The organism is Nocardia sp. NRRL S-836, from assembly GCF_001279525.1.
Lineage (GTDB): Bacteria > Actinomycetota > Actinomycetes > Mycobacteriales > Pseudonocardiaceae > Lentzea.
The window spans coordinates 92,372-107,249 of the sequence record NZ_LGDY01000125.1; the positions used below are offsets into that span (position 1 = coordinate 92,372).

Annotated in this window: 14 protein-coding genes; 7 read left to right on the plus strand and 7 right to left on the minus strand. The window is 70.5% G+C overall.

Annotation, left to right across the window (positions count from 1 at the left end; all coding sequences use genetic code 11):
- Positions 1-79: 79 nt before the first annotated feature.
- The gene (locus ADL03_RS34005; RefSeq protein WP_053737702.1) at positions 80-1,252 is read right to left on the minus strand and encodes a M14 family zinc carboxypeptidase; all 1,173 of its coding nucleotides are present in this window, start codon (positions 1,250-1,252) and stop codon (positions 80-82) included.
- Positions 1,249-1,872 (minus strand): nicotinamide riboside transporter PnuC, encoded by a 624-nt coding sequence (pnuC, locus tag ADL03_RS34010; protein WP_053737703.1) that lies wholly within the window; start codon positions 1,870-1,872, stop codon positions 1,249-1,251. The genes ADL03_RS34005 and pnuC overlap by 4 nt, the downstream gene beginning before the upstream one ends.
- 55 nt (positions 1,873-1,927) lie before the next feature.
- Between pnuC and ADL03_RS34015 the strand changes: the two genes are divergently transcribed.
- Both ADL03_RS34015 and ADL03_RS34020 read left to right on the plus strand, forming a co-directional pair.
- Positions 1,928-3,019 carry a phytase gene (locus ADL03_RS34015; protein WP_053737704.1) on the plus strand — a complete coding sequence of 364 codons (1,092 nt, stop codon included), beginning with the start codon at positions 1,928-1,930 and terminating at the stop codon, positions 3,017-3,019.
- 9 nt (positions 3,020-3,028) lie between these two features.
- Positions 3,029-4,078: a winged helix DNA-binding domain-containing protein gene (locus tag ADL03_RS34020; RefSeq protein WP_053737705.1), complete on the plus strand. Its 1,050-nt coding sequence runs from the start codon at positions 3,029-3,031 to the stop codon at positions 4,076-4,078.
- Here ADL03_RS34020 and rfbB read toward each other — a convergent pair.
- From rfbB to ADL03_RS34040, 4 genes are all read right to left on the minus strand, one after another.
- On the minus strand, positions 4,068-5,042 hold the full coding sequence (rfbB, locus tag ADL03_RS34025) for a dTDP-glucose 4,6-dehydratase (RefSeq protein WP_053737706.1): 975 nt from the start codon (positions 5,040-5,042) through the stop codon (positions 4,068-4,070). The two genes, ADL03_RS34020 and rfbB, sit on opposite strands and share 11 nt — an antisense overlap.
- Positions 5,039-6,094 (minus strand): glucose-1-phosphate thymidylyltransferase, encoded by a 1,056-nt coding sequence (locus ADL03_RS34030; RefSeq protein ID WP_053737707.1) that lies wholly within the window; start codon positions 6,092-6,094, stop codon positions 5,039-5,041. The genes rfbB and ADL03_RS34030 overlap by 4 nt, the downstream gene beginning before the upstream one ends.
- Before the next feature lie 132 nt (positions 6,095-6,226).
- Positions 6,227-6,994: a hypothetical protein gene (locus ADL03_RS34035; protein ID WP_053737708.1), complete on the minus strand. Its 768-nt coding sequence runs from the start codon at positions 6,992-6,994 to the stop codon at positions 6,227-6,229.
- A gap of 213 nt (positions 6,995-7,207) precedes the next feature.
- Entirely contained in the window at positions 7,208-8,770 is a 1,563-nt protein-coding gene (locus tag ADL03_RS34040) for an alpha/beta fold hydrolase (protein ID WP_197288887.1), read from the minus strand.
- A 122-nt stretch (positions 8,771-8,892) separates the two neighbouring features.
- Here ADL03_RS34040 and ADL03_RS34045 point away from each other — a divergent pair, with 122 nt between their 5' ends.
- The 5 genes from ADL03_RS34045 to fabF all read left to right on the plus strand — a co-directional run bounded on the left by ADL03_RS34045 (position 8,893) and on the right by fabF (position 13,705).
- Positions 8,893-10,107 (plus strand): CdaR family transcriptional regulator, encoded by a 1,215-nt coding sequence (locus ADL03_RS34045; protein WP_053737709.1) that lies wholly within the window; start codon positions 8,893-8,895, stop codon positions 10,105-10,107.
- A gap of 194 nt (positions 10,108-10,301) precedes the next feature.
- On the plus strand, positions 10,302-11,231 hold the full coding sequence (locus tag ADL03_RS34050; protein WP_082373695.1) for an ACP S-malonyltransferase: 930 nt from the start codon (positions 10,302-10,304) through the stop codon (positions 11,229-11,231).
- A complete protein-coding gene (locus ADL03_RS34055; RefSeq protein WP_053737711.1) occupies positions 11,228-12,205 on the plus strand; it encodes a beta-ketoacyl-ACP synthase III in 978 nt (325 codons plus the stop codon). The genes ADL03_RS34050 and ADL03_RS34055 overlap by 4 nt, the downstream gene beginning before the upstream one ends.
- Positions 12,206-12,236: 31 nt before the next feature.
- The gene (locus ADL03_RS34060) at positions 12,237-12,473 is read left to right on the plus strand and encodes an acyl carrier protein (protein WP_053737712.1); all 237 of its coding nucleotides are present in this window, start codon (positions 12,237-12,239) and stop codon (positions 12,471-12,473) included.
- Positions 12,470-13,705, plus strand: a complete 1,236-nt coding sequence (gene fabF / locus ADL03_RS34065) for a beta-ketoacyl-ACP synthase II (protein ID WP_053737713.1) — start codon at positions 12,470-12,472, stop codon at positions 13,703-13,705. Before ADL03_RS34060 ends, fabF begins: the two co-directional genes overlap by 4 nt.
- A gap of 96 nt (positions 13,706-13,801) precedes the next feature.
- Here fabF and ADL03_RS34070 read toward each other — a convergent pair whose 3' ends face one another.
- The gene (locus ADL03_RS34070) at positions 13,802-14,368 is read right to left on the minus strand and encodes a hypothetical protein (RefSeq protein ID WP_063798797.1); all 567 of its coding nucleotides are present in this window, start codon (positions 14,366-14,368) and stop codon (positions 13,802-13,804) included.
- Between the last annotated feature and the right edge of the window lie 510 nt (positions 14,369-14,878).

A 14,878-nucleotide genomic window follows, 5' to 3' on the forward strand; every position in this document is an offset into this window, starting at 1 on the left:
TATATCAGTTGTGCAAAAGACGTTTGCGGACGTCCGCAAACGTCTTTTGCAATGAGACCGATAAGCGCTGGTCAGAGCGTCAGCACTGCACGCGCGGCTCGGCGTGGAGCAACGGCTGGTCGGCGCGGGCGTCGAGGAGCAACGGGATGAGGGCGCGGGCCTCCTGCTTGAGCGGCACGATGCGGCCGCCGCCGCGCAGGTACTGGGACCTGATGCCGTGCAGGTCGAGCTCGTCACGCACGTCGGCGTACTGGGCGCCGGTCAGGACGTACCCGCACGGCGGGGTGGTGAGGACGTCGGCGGGGTCCGGGGGCTGGTTGTCGGCGCCGCCGAAGTACAGCGGGCCGGAGCGGACCGCGCGGGAGGCGGCGTTCGCCGACTCGATGGCCTGGCGGTGGTCGCGGACGAACGACTGCGTGCCGTCCAGTGCGCGCAGGTGCGAGTCGACGCGGAACGACGGGGCGCCGTCGGCGTTGGTCTCGACCAGCAAGCCCATGCCGTGCTTGAGGCCGCCGGTGTTGCGCAGGATGCGTTCCTGGCCGTCACCCGCCACCTGGCGGACGGGTTCGCCGGTGACCGGATCGACGTGGATGCCGTAGACGCCCGAGGTGCGGCCCGCGGCTTCGACGGACGGCCGTACGTACGAGCGCGACAGGGTCTCGGACAGCGAGTGGACGCCGTCGGCGACGTTGAGGTTGCGCGGCCAGAGCCAGAGGACGTCCTTCACGTAGTACGGCGGGGTGGGGCCGAACTCGTGCAGGTCGTGGATGACGTCGGGCCGGAAGTCGCGGATCACGGCGGCCATCGCGCGGGCCTCGGCGGTGCGCAGCAGCAGGTGGTCGCGGTTGATGTCGATGCCGGCGGAGTTGCCACGGGTGTCGGCGGCGCGGCCGTCGGGGTTGGCGTTCGGGACGAACAGGTAGGTCACCGGGCCGGAGCGGGGCAGGGAGCGCATGCGGATGAGGCACGCCTCGCGGCCGGCGGGTTCGTCGCCGTGCTGGGAGCAGATGAACAGCACCACGGTCCGGGCGGAGGCGGGACCGACGCGGACGAGCTGGACGGGCCGGCCCTGGGCCGTGACGCCGATCTGGGTGAGCGGCAGGCCCAGGGACCGCAGGTAGGTCTGCTCCTCGGCCTCGGTGGTCCACCTGCCGGTGAGCTCGAAACCGGTGCGCGGCGCGGGAGCTGCCGCGGCGACCGGGACGGTGACCAGCAGCGAAGCAGCGGCGAGTAACGCGATCAGTCCCCTCATAGGGGAGACTTTGCCGCCTGTGTCAACCGGCGGGCGGTGCGCGTCCAGTCGAGGAAACCGTGGATCACCAGGCCCGCGAAGATCACGTAGACGAACGCGCTGAAGTACAGGCCGGACTGGATCTGCAGCGGCACGCCGACCGCGTCGACCACCAGCCACACCAGCCAGAACTCCACCAGGCCCAGGCCCTGCAGGGCGAACGCCAGGATCGTGCCGACGAAGATCGCGGCGTCCGGCCACGGCGCCCACGAGGCGTCCAGCGCGTCCAGGAGCAGCGCGAACGCGACCGTGCCGACGACGAAGGCACCGGCCACCGCGGCACGTTCCCGCCAGGTGCCCGTCCGCACGACGACGCCGAACACCGGGTCACGCCGGCGCACCCACGCGTACCAGCCGTAGACCGCGATCAGGCCGACGACGACCTGCCGCGTGGCCAGCCCGCCCAGGTGCGAGGACAGGTAGACCGTGAACAGCAGCGCCACCGACACCAGCTGCACCGGCCAGGTCAAGAGCGAGCGGCGCTGCGCCAGGAAGACGACGGCGAGCGCCAGCACCTGGCCGACCAGCTCCGTGTACGCGATCTTCTGCCCGAAGATCGTCAATCCCAACTCGTACCACACGGCTTGTTCCCCCGTGGTTCAGTCGCCGTATACCGGTGTTTCCTACGGTCCCACCATGTCATCTTCCTTAGCACTGGCGCTCGTGCCTTTGTTCCTCACTCCGGCCGCGGCACCGCCGGTCATCACACCGACGGTCCTCACGCAGACGTTCGAGGAGCCGGCGGACGCCGACGACCCGGCCATCTGGGTGAACCCGCACGACACCGAACGCAGTGTGGTCCTGGGCACGCTCAAGGAGGGCGGGCTGGCGGCGTTCGACCTCGCCGGTCGCACGATCGGCGTCTCCCCGGCACCGCAGGCGCCGGCGCCCGGCGCGAAGCCCGGCCGGTTCAACAACGTCGACGTGCTCGGGAACCTGGCGTTCGTCAGCGACCGCGGCCGTGACCGCGTCCGGGTGTTCCAGGTGGACGAACACGGCGCGAAGGACGTCACCGACCCCGCGACCAGGCCCGTGTTCTCGAAGACCGAGGCCGAGGTCGAGCGGCAGCACACCGTCTACGGCCTGGCCGCCGGACGGGCCGGCGGCAGGGACGTCGTCGTCACCAGCCGCCGCAACGAGACCTCGATCGCGTTGCTGCACGTCGTGAAGGGCGCCCGGTACGACACCCGGAAGGTGTCCACTGTGGAGCTGCCGGACACCTTCACCCTGCCGGACGGCAAGAGCTGGACGGTGTGCGGCGAGCCCGGCGAGGGCCCGCAGGTCGAGGGCATGGTGATCGACGAGCGGACCGGCACCCTCTACGCCGCGCAGGAGGACGTCGGCATCTGGCGCATCCCGTTGCGCGCCAACGGTTTCGGCAAGCCGCAGCTGGTCGAGAAGGTCCGCTCGTTCGGTGCGCCGCAGAGGTACAACCCGGACACCGAGGAGTGCGAGGCCGACGGTCCGAACCCCGGCTTCGGCGGCCGGTGGATCGAGGCCGACGCCGAGGGGCTCGCGATCGCGGGTGACGTGCTGATCGTCTCCAGCCAGGGCGACTCGCGGTTCGTCGCCTACCGCACGGCCGACATGAAGCCGTTGCGGGACTTCCGCGTCAAGGACGTCGAGCACTCCGACGGCGCCGACGTCGTGTTGGGCAAGCTGAACCTGTTCGTCGTCCACGACGGCGAACGCGAGAACGGCACCGGGTTCGCGTTCATCAGGTTCTAGTCTGGCCCGATGGGGACCACGCTGAGCCAGGACGCCCTCAACCGGGCGCTGATCGAACGCCAGCTGCTGCGCGAGCGCGCCGACCACAGCGCGCTCGCCACCATCGAGCACCTCGTCGGAATCCAGGCGCAGGAACCGAAGTCGCCCTACATCGGCCTGTGGACCCGGCTGACCGGCTTCCGGGCGCAGGAGCTCGAAGACCTCCTCACCACCCGCGCGGCCGTGCGCATCCTGCTGATGCGCGGCACGATCCACCTGGTCAGCGCGCGGGACGCACTCGGCCTGCGGCCGCACCTCCAGCTCCGGCTCGACCGCGAGCTGCGCAGCGGCCCGTTCGCCGCCCGGCTCCGCGGGCTCGACCTCGACGAGGTCGCCGCGACCGGTCGCGAGATCCTCGACGGCACCCCGCTGGGACCCTCGGACGCGGGCAAGCAGCTGCGGCAGCGCTGGCCCGACCGCGAGCACACCGTCCTGGGCAACGCCCTGCGCAACAAGCTCGCCCTCGTCCAGCTCCCGCCGCGCGGGCTGTGGCACCGCAGCGGCCGGGTCGTCTGCACGACCGTCGAGAACTGGCTGGGCGAACCCCAGCGGGCCGTCGCGCTGCGGGAGGTGGTGCTGCGCTACCTCGGGGCGTTCGGCCCGGCCACCGTCAGGGACGCGCAGCAGTGGTCGGGCCTCACCAGGCTCGCGGAGACGTTCGAGGCGCTGCGCCCGCGGCTGGTGACCTTCCGCGACGAGGCCGGCCGGGAGCTGTTCGACCTCCCGGACGCACCGCGCCCCGGCCAGGACACCCCGGTCCCGGTGCGGCTGCTGCCCGAGTTCGACAACATCCTGCTCGCCCACGCCGACCGCCACAGGGTCATCGCCGACGACCGGCTCGCCGTGGTCGTCGGCGGCAAACCCACGGTCCTGGTCGACGGCTACGTCGCCGCCACCTGGTCGGCCGGCAGGGACGCGGACCGGTCGATCACCGTCGACTACCTCGGCCCCGTGCCGCAGAGCAGGCGCAAGGCCGTCGCCGAGGAGTGCGACCGCCTGCGGCACTGGCTCAGGACGTGAAGTCGCGCAACGGTTTCCACCAGACCGGGTGGTCGCGGTACCAGGCGACGGTGTCGGCGAGCCCCTGCTCGAACGGCACCAGCGGCTCGTAGCCGAGCTCGGCGCGGATCTTCGTGTCGTCCAGCGCGTACCGCTGGTCGTGCCCCAGCCGGTCGGCCACCCGTTTCACCAGCGCCGGTCCCGCGCTGCACAGGTCGAGCAGGGCCTGGGTGATCTGCAGGTTGGTGCGCTCGTTGCCGCCACCGACGTTGTAGACCTCGCCGGCCCGCCCCGAGGTGAGCACCAGCTGGATCGCCCGGCAGTGGTCGGACACGTGCAGCCACTCCCGCACGTTCGACCCGTCCCCGTACAGCGGCACCGGAACACCGTTGAACAGGTTCGTGATGAACAGCGGGATCAGCTTCTCCGGGTGCTGGTACGGCCCGTAGTTGTTGGAACAGCGCGTGATCGACACATCAAGCCCGTGCGTGCGCCAGTACGCGCGGGCGATCAGGTCGCTGGACGCCTTCGAGGCGGCGTAGGGGGAGTTCGGCCGCAACGGCCAGTCCTCCGTCCAGGCGCCCTCGTCGATCGACCCGTACACCTCGTCGGTCGACACGTGCACGACCCGGGACACCCCGGTGCGGCGGCAGGCTTCCAGCACCGTCTGCGTGCCGAGCACGTTGGTGAGCACGAAGTCCGCGGCCGCCGTCAGCGAACGGTCCACGTGCGACTCGGCCGCGAAGTGCACGACCGCGTCGTGGCCGGGCAGCAGCTCCAGCAGCAGCTCCAGGTCGCAGATGTCGCCCTGCACGAACGACAGCCGCGGGTGCGTCTCGGGCAGGTTCGCGCGGTTGCCCGCGTACGTCAGCTTGTCGAGCACGGTGACGTGCGCGTCCTCGTAGCCCGCGTACCCGCCGTCGAGCAGGGTGCGGACGTAGTGCGAGCCGATGAACCCGGCCGCCCCGGTGACCAGCAGCTTCACGCCGCCACCTCCACGTGCGCGTCGTCGCCGACGACGAGCCGGTGCTGCTTGGCCGACCCGATCCTGGCCTTGCGCCCGATCAGCGAGGCCTCGATGCCGGAGACGTTGTGGACGAAGGCACCGGACAGCACGATCGAGTCCGACACCCCGGCCTCGGTGATCCGGCAGTCCGCGCCGATCGCCGTGTACGGCCCGATGACCGACGCCTCGACCAGGGTGCCCGCGCCGATGATCGCGGGACCGACGATGCAGGACCGCACGACCCGCGCGCCCTCCTCGACCACGACGTCGCCGATGAGCGTGCTCTCGTCGTCGACGATGCCCTGGATGTCCGTGCGGACCCTCATGAGCACCTCGCGGTTGCACTCCAGCACGTCCTCGACCTTCCCGGTGTCCTTCCAGAACCCCGAGTAGATCCGCGCCCGCACGTCGCGCTCGTGCGTCACCAGCCACTGCAGCGCGTCGGTGATCTCCAGCTCGCCCCGCCACGACGGCTCGATGGCGTCCACCGCCTCGTGGATGGCCGGGGTGAAGAAGTAGACGCCGATCATGGCGAGGTCGCTGCGCGGCTCCTGCGGCTTCTCCACGAGCCGTGTCACGCGCGAGTTCTCGTCCACCTCGGCGACGCCGAACGCGCGCGGGTCCGGCACCTTGTAGACGACGACCTGCGCGGACGACCGCACGGCCGCGAACTCGTCGGCGATCTCGGAGATGCCCTCGACGAGCATGTTGTCGCCCAGGTACATCACGAAGTCGTCGTCACCGAGGAAGGGCCGCGCGATCTTCACGCAGTGCGCGAGTCCCAGCGGCGCGTCCTGCGGGATGTACGTGATCGCCACCCCCAGGGCGGCCCCGTCGCCCAGCACGTCGGAGATCTCGTGAGCGCGGTCGCCGACGATGATGCCGATCTCGGTGATCCCGATCCCGCGCAGGTTGTCCACGACGTACTCGAGCACCGGCTTGTTGGCGATCGGGATGAGTTGCTTCGGCATCGAATAGCTGAAAGGACGCAGGCGTGTTCCCGCGCCTCCGGACAGCACCAGAGCCTTCATGGAACGTCTCCTCCACCGACTGTCACGTGGGACCGAAGGTTTCCCGTCCGTGGTGGACCGCAGCTGGAGAACGATCTCAAGACGCGGCAGGGCCCGCACCGGCTCGGCGCGGGCCCCGCTGCGAAGGGGGAACTACCGGTCGGACATCGGCGTGCCCGACGGCGGGGTGGGGGCGTCCATCCGGCCGGAGATGGTCGCGGGCACCTCCTGCGACGCGCGCGGCATCGGCGACTGGGTCCGCGCCTCCTCCTGCACGCGGTTCAGCCAGCCCTCCCAGCGCGACTGCATCGGGCGGACCAGACCGCCGCCGACACCGATGATGATCACGCCGGCCACCGTGGCGAGCACGGCGACGAGCACCGGCATGGTCACCGAGACGGCGATGCCGAGCTGGTTGAGCGCGGCGATGACGCCCAGCGCCATCACGAAGCCGTAGGTGATGTTGCCCAGCAGCTTGGTGTACGAGCGCTGGCCCAGCGCGCCGGTGACGAGGCCGCGCAGCGCCGTGCCGATCGCGGAGGCGACGATCACGAGCACGAGCGCGACGACGATGCGCGGCAGGTAGGCGATGACCTCGTTCAGCAGCGTGCTGACCGGGTTCGAGGCACCGAAGACGCCGAACGCCAGCTGCAACGCGATCAGCAGCACGAAGTAGTACACGAGCTTGGCGATCAGGCCGGTGGCGTCCATCGACGACTGCTTCATCGCGCCGGTCAGGCCGGAGCGCGCGACGAGCCTGTCGAAGCCGAGCCGCGTCAGCAGGAAGTTGACGCCCTTCGAGAGCGCCTTCGCGATGAACCAGCCGATGACGAGCACCAGCAGGAAGCCGAGCAGCTTCGGCACGAACGTGGCCACCATCGCCCACGCCTGGCCCAGGCCCTCGGTGATTTGCGAGCCCACGGGCCCTCCCGGATACGAAGTTGCGGTGAGTGAAGATCCGACCGGTTGATCGTGTCGCGGATCACACCACCGGGCAACCGCGACACTGTGACACGAAAGGGTGGCTGACGTGGATTTTCGTCGTAGTTCAGTCCAGAGTGGAACCACCGGTGGGGACCGGGGAGAGGGAAGCGCCCGACACGCTCCGTGTCGGGCGCTTCCGCATTTCCGGCCCTATGGCTGAGCGCTCAGGCCGCGGCCGTCGAGGTACTCCTGGATGTGCTCGACGGACAGGGCGGGCGCGGGTCCCGTCGCTGCCCCCTCGCCGTCCTTCGGCACGTTCGGGCGGGGGTCGCCGCGGCACTCGGAGCTGCTGCCCGGCAGAGCGCCGCTGAGCAGGTACCGGTTGACCTTCGCGTCGACGCAGGCGTTGCCGCCGTAGAGGCCGTGCTTGCCCTCGTCGACGACGGTGATCAGGTTGTGGCCCAGCCGCGCCGCCATCGCCGGGCCGCCCGCGTACTGCGTCTGCGTGTCGCCCTCGGCCTGCACGACGATGCCGACGGGGTAGCCGTCGCGCACGAGCCGCACCGGCGGCTCCGGCGGGCTGAACGAGCGGAACGTGCAGGTCATCGGCGCCGCGCGGATCACGCCGTAGCCGTAGGGGTAGCGCTCGCGGAACGTGCGCATGTCCTCGTAGTAGATGTCCAGGTCGGTCGGCCAGTCCGCCTCGCACGTGACCGTGTCGAACACACCCGACCGCAGCTCCTCGAGCCCGGACTGGGCCAGCAGCTGCGCGGCCTGGGCGCCCTGGGCGTTCGCGGGCTTCTCCCCCGACCGCAGCTGCACCACGATGTCCGCCAGCTCGCTCCACAGTGGACGGTAGCGGGACCCGACCCCGACCGCGCCGTCGAACGAGGACCGGGTGTGCCCCTCGACCGGGGTGGCGTACAGCTTGGCCGCGACCTTCTCCACCTCGGCCAGCACCTCGGCCTGCGACCGGCCCAGCCCGAACTTCTGGTTGCGCTCCCCCACCCACGTGGCCCACGCGTCGACGTCACGCCGGTAGGCCACGGCCTGCTGGCGGAACTGCTCGCGCCAGATCCACTCCGGGTGCACGGAGCTGTCGAGCACGCTGCGGTCCAGCCGGCTCGGGAACATCGTGCCGTACACCGCACCGAGGTACGTGCCGTAGGAGTAGCCCAGGTAGTTGATCTTCGCCTCACCGAGCACGCCGCGGATGACGTCCATGTCCCGCGCGGTGTTCATGGTGCTGACGTACTGCCGGATCCCGCCGGAGGAGTGCTGGCACGCCTCCTCCGACTCGCGCGCCTCCGCCGCCCACTTGCCGAACTCGCTGTCGGCCGGGCGGGAGTCCGGCGCGGCGATGGCGGGCGCGGTGCGGCAGTTCATCATGGTCGAGCCGCCGACGCCGCGCGGGTCGAAGCCGATCACGTCGTAGGCCTGCACGAGCTCGGTCTTCGCCAGGAACTGCGGCAGGCCGAGCCCGGACCCCCCAGGTCCACCCGGATTGGTGAGCAGCACACCGCGGCGCCGGTCCGGTGCCGTCGCCTTCTTGCGGCTGATGGTCAGGTTGATCCGGTCGCCGGCCGGCCTGGCGTAGTCGAGCGGCGCTGTCAGCGTGGCGCACTCCAGCTCGGTGAGCTTTCCCCCGCACGGCGCCCACTTCACCGGCTGGGCGGTGAAGTCGGCCAACGGGTCGGGCGGGTCGGCGGAAGCGGTCGTGCTCGCGGTCATGAGCACGACGACCCCCATCACAAGAGCCGGGAACGTACGCAAGTCGAAACCTCCGCGCCGGACTGACTGGACCATCAGTGCCCGAAGGTATGGCCGCGCAGACGCCGCCACGGGTTCTGTCACCTGTTCCGGTGGTGTCTCCGGCAACCGCATAGGGTGCGGGTATGACGACCGGCCCGGCCTCGGCGAACGCGAAGAAGGAGGTTCACCCTCCCGTCCTGTCCGCCCGCACGATGCGCAAGATCGAACGCGCGTCCGGCAACCTCGCCACGGCCAGCGTCGCCGAGATGGAGCAGCGGCTGTCGTGGTTCGCGCGGATGCCGGCCGACCAGCGGGCCAGCGTGCTGCTGCTGATCCAGAACGGCGTGGCCGGGTTCGTCGAGTGGCTGCACGACCGGCAGCAGGCGATCCGGCTGACCGCGGACGCGTTCCGCAGCGCCCCCAAGGACATCTCCCGCTGGGTGAGCCTGCGCCAGACCGTCGAGCTGGTCCGGATAGCGCTGGAGCTGTTCGAGGAGCAGATGCCGCAGATGGCGGCCGACGAGGCCGAACGCGCGATGCTGATGGAGGGCGTGCTGCGGTACGGCCGGGAGATCGCGTTCTCCGCGGCGACCTCGTACGCGGCGGCGGCCGAGGCGCGCGGTGCGTGGGACGCCCGGCTGGAGGCGCTCGTCGTGGACGGCATCGTCCGCGGCGACCCCGAGGAGTCGCTGCTGTCGCGGGCGGCCGCGCTGGGCTGGGACCCGGCGGCCGAGGCGACCGTGCTGGTGGGCAACCCCGGCGGCGAGGACCCGCCGGCGATCATCTACTCGGTGCGCAGCAAGGCGGCGCGGGCGGGACGGCCGGTGCTGCTGTCCGTGCAGGGCTCGCGGCTCGTGGTGGTGCTGGGCGGGCCGACCGAGACCGGCGAGGACGTGCTGGGCCGCATCTCCGAGGGCTTCGGCGAGGGCCCGGTGGTGGCGGGACCCACGGTGAGCAGCCTGTCCGAGGCGCACCGCAGCGCCAGTGACGCGTTGAGCGGGCTGCGCGCGGTCGTCGGCTGGCCGGCGGCACCGCGGCCGGTGCGGTCGCTCGACCTGCTGCCGGAACGGGCGCTGGCCGGTGACCCGGAGGCGGAGTGGCAGCTGGTCGACCGGGTGGCGCGGCCGCTGGAGGACGCGGGCGGCGCGCTGCTGGAGACCGTGGACGCGTTCCTGGAGGTCGGCGGCGTGCTGGAGACGTGCGCCAAAAGACTCTTCGTGCACCCGAACACGGTCAGATATCGCCTTCGGCGCGTTCAGGAAATGACGGGAAGAAATGCACATGACGCTCGAGACGCACTTGTGCTTCGCGTCGCATTGTCCGTAGGACGCCTGGCCCGCTCCCGCGGCCTGTGGTAGCCGCCGGGCTGTGACGGACTTCGCACACATCCGTTGGGGTGAGGGCCAAACGACCGTCGACCACGCTGAGCTGGCCTTATGTCGCGCAGCGCGCACCGCGCGGACACTTTTGTAGGGTCTCTACAAATACGATCGCAGTACTTCGTCCTTTGCGGCATGGGGTTGCGGCGGGGCGACCGGCTTTAGTAGCCCACGTGATCGCACTCCTCGCGCCCGGACAAGGGTCCCAGACGCCCGGCATGCTCAGCCCCTGGCTCGAACTGGAGGGGGCCGAGAAGCAGGTGCGCACGTGGTCGGACCTCACCGGGCTCGACCTGGTGCGGCTCGGCACCACCGCGGAGGCCGAGGAGATCGTCGACACCTCCATCACCCAGCCGCTGGTCGTGGCGCTCGCGCTGCTCGCGTTCGGTGAGCTGCGCCGCCGCGTCGCGCTGCCCTCCGACGTGGTCGTCGCCGGCCACTCCGTCGGCGAGCTGGCCGCCGCGGCGGTCGCCGGTGTGATCAGCACCGACGACGCGGTCGCGCTGGCCGCCGTGCGCGGCCGTGCGATGGCCGAGGCGTGCGCGCTGGAGCCGACCGGCATGGCCGCGGTGCTCGGTGGCGACGAGGCGGAGGTGCTCGCCCGCCTGGAGGAGCTCGGTCTCGTGCCCGCCAACCGCAACGGCGCCGGTCAGATCGTCGCCGCCGGTCCGCGCCCCGCGCTGGACGAGCTCGCGGAGAACCCGCCGGGCACGGCGAAGGTCCGCAAGCTGGCCGTCGCGGGTGCGTTCCACACGAGGTACATGGCTCCGGCCGAGGACGCCGTGCGCGCCCGTGCCGCCGAGGTCACCACGCAGGACCCTGCGCTGCCGCTGCTGTCCAACAGGGACGGCGCCGTCGTGACCGACGGCGCCGAGGTGCTGAGCCGCCTGGTCTCCCAGGTCACCAGCCCGGTGCGCTGGGACGTCTGCCAGGCCACCCTCGTCGAGAAGGGCGTGACCGGCTCGGTCGAGCTGCCGCCCGCCGGCGCGCTCACCGGTCTGGCCAAGCGCGCGATGAAGGGCACCGCCACCCTCGCCCTGAAGACGCCCGACCAGCTGGAGAAGGTCGCGGAGCTCTTCGACACCGCTGGAGCCGCTCAGTGACGACCTTCCAGGCGCCTGTGGCGTCCGCCGGGTGCCGCATCGTCGGGCTCGGCAGCTACCAGCCCGAGACGGTGGTCAGCAACCACGACCTCGCGCAGCGCATGGACACCTCCGACGAGTGGATCCGCGAGCGCGTCGGCATCGTGAACCGGCACGTCGCGGCCAAGGACGAGGGCGTCGTCGACATGTCCGTCGCGGCGGGCACCAGGGCGATCGAGGACGCGGGCCTCACCCCGGCCGACATCGGCGGCGTGATCGTGGCGACGTGCACCATGCCGTCGACGATCCCGAACGCCGCCGCCCAGGTGGCCACCCGGATCGGCATCACGGCCGCCGCCGCGTTCGACCTGAACGCCGCGTGCGCCGGCTTCTGCTACGCCGTCGCGACCGCCGCGGACATCGTCCGCGCGGGTACGGTGAAGAACGTTCTCGTCATCGGAGCCGAGAAGCTCACCGACTGGACCCACCAGGACGACCGCTCGACCGCGATCATCTTCGCGGACGGCGCGGGTGCCGTCGTGGTCGGAGCCAGCGAGGAGAACCACATCGGCCCCGTCGCCTGGGGCTCGGACGGCACGATGTCCGAGGTGATCAGGATCGACGACCGCGACTCGTTCATCCACCAGGAGGGTCAGACGGTCTTCCGCTGGGCGACGACCCAGGTCGCGCCCGTCGCGATCAGGGCCGTCCAGCTCGCCGGCGTCGAACTGTCCGATGTGGACGTGCTCGTGCCGCACCAGGCGAACCTGCGCATCATCGAGGCGATTGCCAAGCGGCTCAGGAAAGGCGGTGCTCGCGAGGACCTGAAGGTCGCTCGTGACATCGTGGAGTCCGGCAACACCTCCTCGGCCTCGATCCCCATGGCACTGGACCACATGCGGACCGCGGGCGAGATCTCCAGCGGAGACGTGGTGCTGATGGTCGGGTTCGGCGCAGGCCTGTCCTACGCGGGACAGGTGGTCCGCTGCCCATGATTTTTCACGTGTCAATCGAAAGGGAACTTCAGTGAGCGACAACGTCCTGACCGGTCTTGCCGAGATCGTCGAAGAGGTCGCCGGTGTGGCCGCCGACGACGTCACCGCTGAGAAGTCCTTCGTGGACGACCTCGACATCGACTCGCTGTCGATGGTCGAGATCGCCGTCCAGGCGGAGGACAAGTTCGGCGTGAAGATCCCGGACGACGAGCTGGCGAACCTCAAGACCGTTGGTGACGCGGTGACGTACATCACCAGCCACGCATGAGTTCGACCATCGACGTCGTCATCACCGGGCTGGGTGCCACCACCCCGCTCGGTGGTGACGTGACGTCCACCTGGGACGCGTTGCTGGCAGGCAAGAGCGGGGTCCGCCCCATGACCCACGAGTGGGTCGAGAAGTACGACCTGCCGGTCAAGATCGCGTCGCAGCTCGTCGTCGATCCCACCGAGGTCCTGCCCCGCGTCGAGGCGCGGCGCCTGGACCGCTCGGAACAGGTCGCCATCGTCGCCTCACGCCAGGCGTGGGCCGACGCGGGTCACAACGACGACACCGTCGACCGCGAGCGCCTCGCCGTCATCATCGGCACCGGCATCGGCGGCGCGATCACCCTGCTCACCCAGGACGACCTCCTGGAGCAGCACGGTCTGCGCAAGGTGTCGCCGCTGACCGTCCCGATGCTGATGCCGAACGGCCCGGCCGCGCACGTGGGCCTGGAGCTGAAGGCACAGGCGGGCGTCCACGCGCCGGTCTCGGCCTGCGCGTCCGGCGCCGAGGCCATCGCCTGGGCGTACCGCATGATCAAGGCCGGCGAGGCCGACGTGGTCGTGGCGGGCGGGGCGGAAGCCTGCATCACCGCGATCCCGGTCGCGGGCTTCTCCCAGGCCCGCACCATGAGCACCCGCAACGACGAGCCGGAGAAGGCCTCGCGCCCGTTCGACACGGACCGCGACGGCTTCGTCCTCGGCGAGGGCGCGGGCGTCATGGTGCTGGAGCGCCGCGAGTTCGCGGAGGCCCGCGGTGCCAAGATCTACGGCCGCCTGGCGGGCATCGGCACCTCGGCCGACGGCTACCACATCACCGCCCCCGACCCCGAGGGTGTCGGCCAGTCGCGTGCCATCGCCGCATCCCTGCGGTCCGGTGGCCTCGACCCGTCCGACGTCGGTCACGTGAACTGCCACGCCACCTCCACGCAGGTGGGCGACGTGGCGGAGACCGTGGCCATCCGCAAGGCCATCGGCGACCACCCGGTCCTCACCGCACCGAAGGGCGCCCTCGGGCACCTGCTCGGCGCGGCGGGTGCCGTGGAGGCGATCGTCACCGTCCTGTCGATCCGCGACGGCATCGTTCCCCAGACCCTCAACCTGGAGAACCTCGACCCCGCGGTCACGCTGGACGTGGTGGCCGGAGAGCCCCGCAAGGTCAAGCTCGACGCCGCCGTGAACGACTCGTTCGGCTTCGGCGGTCACAACGTGGCGCTGGCCTTCACCCCGGCCTAGCTCCCACCGCACGACGCACAGTGCCCCGGCCCGCCACGCGGACCGGGGCACTGCCGTTCGCCGGTGATCGGGGCCGCGCTCAGCGCCCGGTGTGCCTCAGCACCGCTCCATCTGCGGCATCCGGTTCTCCGGGGCCTCGTCGACCCGCCAGTCCCCGCCCTCGCGCACGACCACGTAGACCACCCGCCACCGGATGCAGCCCTCCGGCAGCGCGACCGGTGCCTTGGCGACGTCCTGGGTGGACACGAACGAGATCAGCACCCGGACCCGCCGCCCGGCCACGTCCGACTCGATCCGCTGCACGACCATCCCGCTGTCGCGCGTGGTCTCGTAGGCGGCCCGCCAGGTCTCCTCGACCGCCTGCGAGGCCCGCCGTTCCGTGACCGCACCGGCCCAGGCGTCGAAGTTCCGCGCGTTGATCGCGTCGAAGTACCGCTGCAGCACGGCCTGCACCTGCTGCCGGTCGGGGTGCGTGAACGAGTCGGCGCTCAGCCGGACCTCTCCCGACCCCGGCTGCTGGCCGGCGGACGACGCCACGGCCGGCTCCCCGGAAGCCTCCGCGGGGCGCAGGTACACGGCCCGTCCGACCATCCCGGCCGCCACCGCCGCACCGGTGATCACCACGACGGCCGGCACCAGCCAGCGACTCGCTGCGCTCCCCACCCGCCGAAGCCTAGCCCCAGGCAGGCGCAGGACGCGGGGGACCGCTCACAAAGGGTGGCCGTTACGCGGAATAGAAAGATTCACCCGAAAGATTCGATTGTCCGGTCGGTCCCCGTTGCATGCAGCAAGACAATGATTGGCACATAAATTTCCGATGACCAATCCCATACTACGAATTAGTTCTTCCGGGGGAGAGGACTACGCCGTTCGGCCGTACCAAACACGCATTTGCCGGGATTTGCAGCTTCACCCGAACAGCTCAAACAACACGCGCTGTGCCCGACCGTTGCCCACCCCTAACTATACGTCGCCGTTCATCTGGAATAGTGCAGATCAGCGGTCTGCGATTTGAGGAACGATCTCGTTTCGTTTAGCGGCGGTCGATCTGACCGTCATTGACTCGCCACTCAGCAAACCTCTCAACCGGGTGATGTGGTCCCAAACCTCTTCACCCAGAGTCGCATACGCGCCGGTAACCACCGGTCTTTCGGTCTCGAACGGCCCACCCAT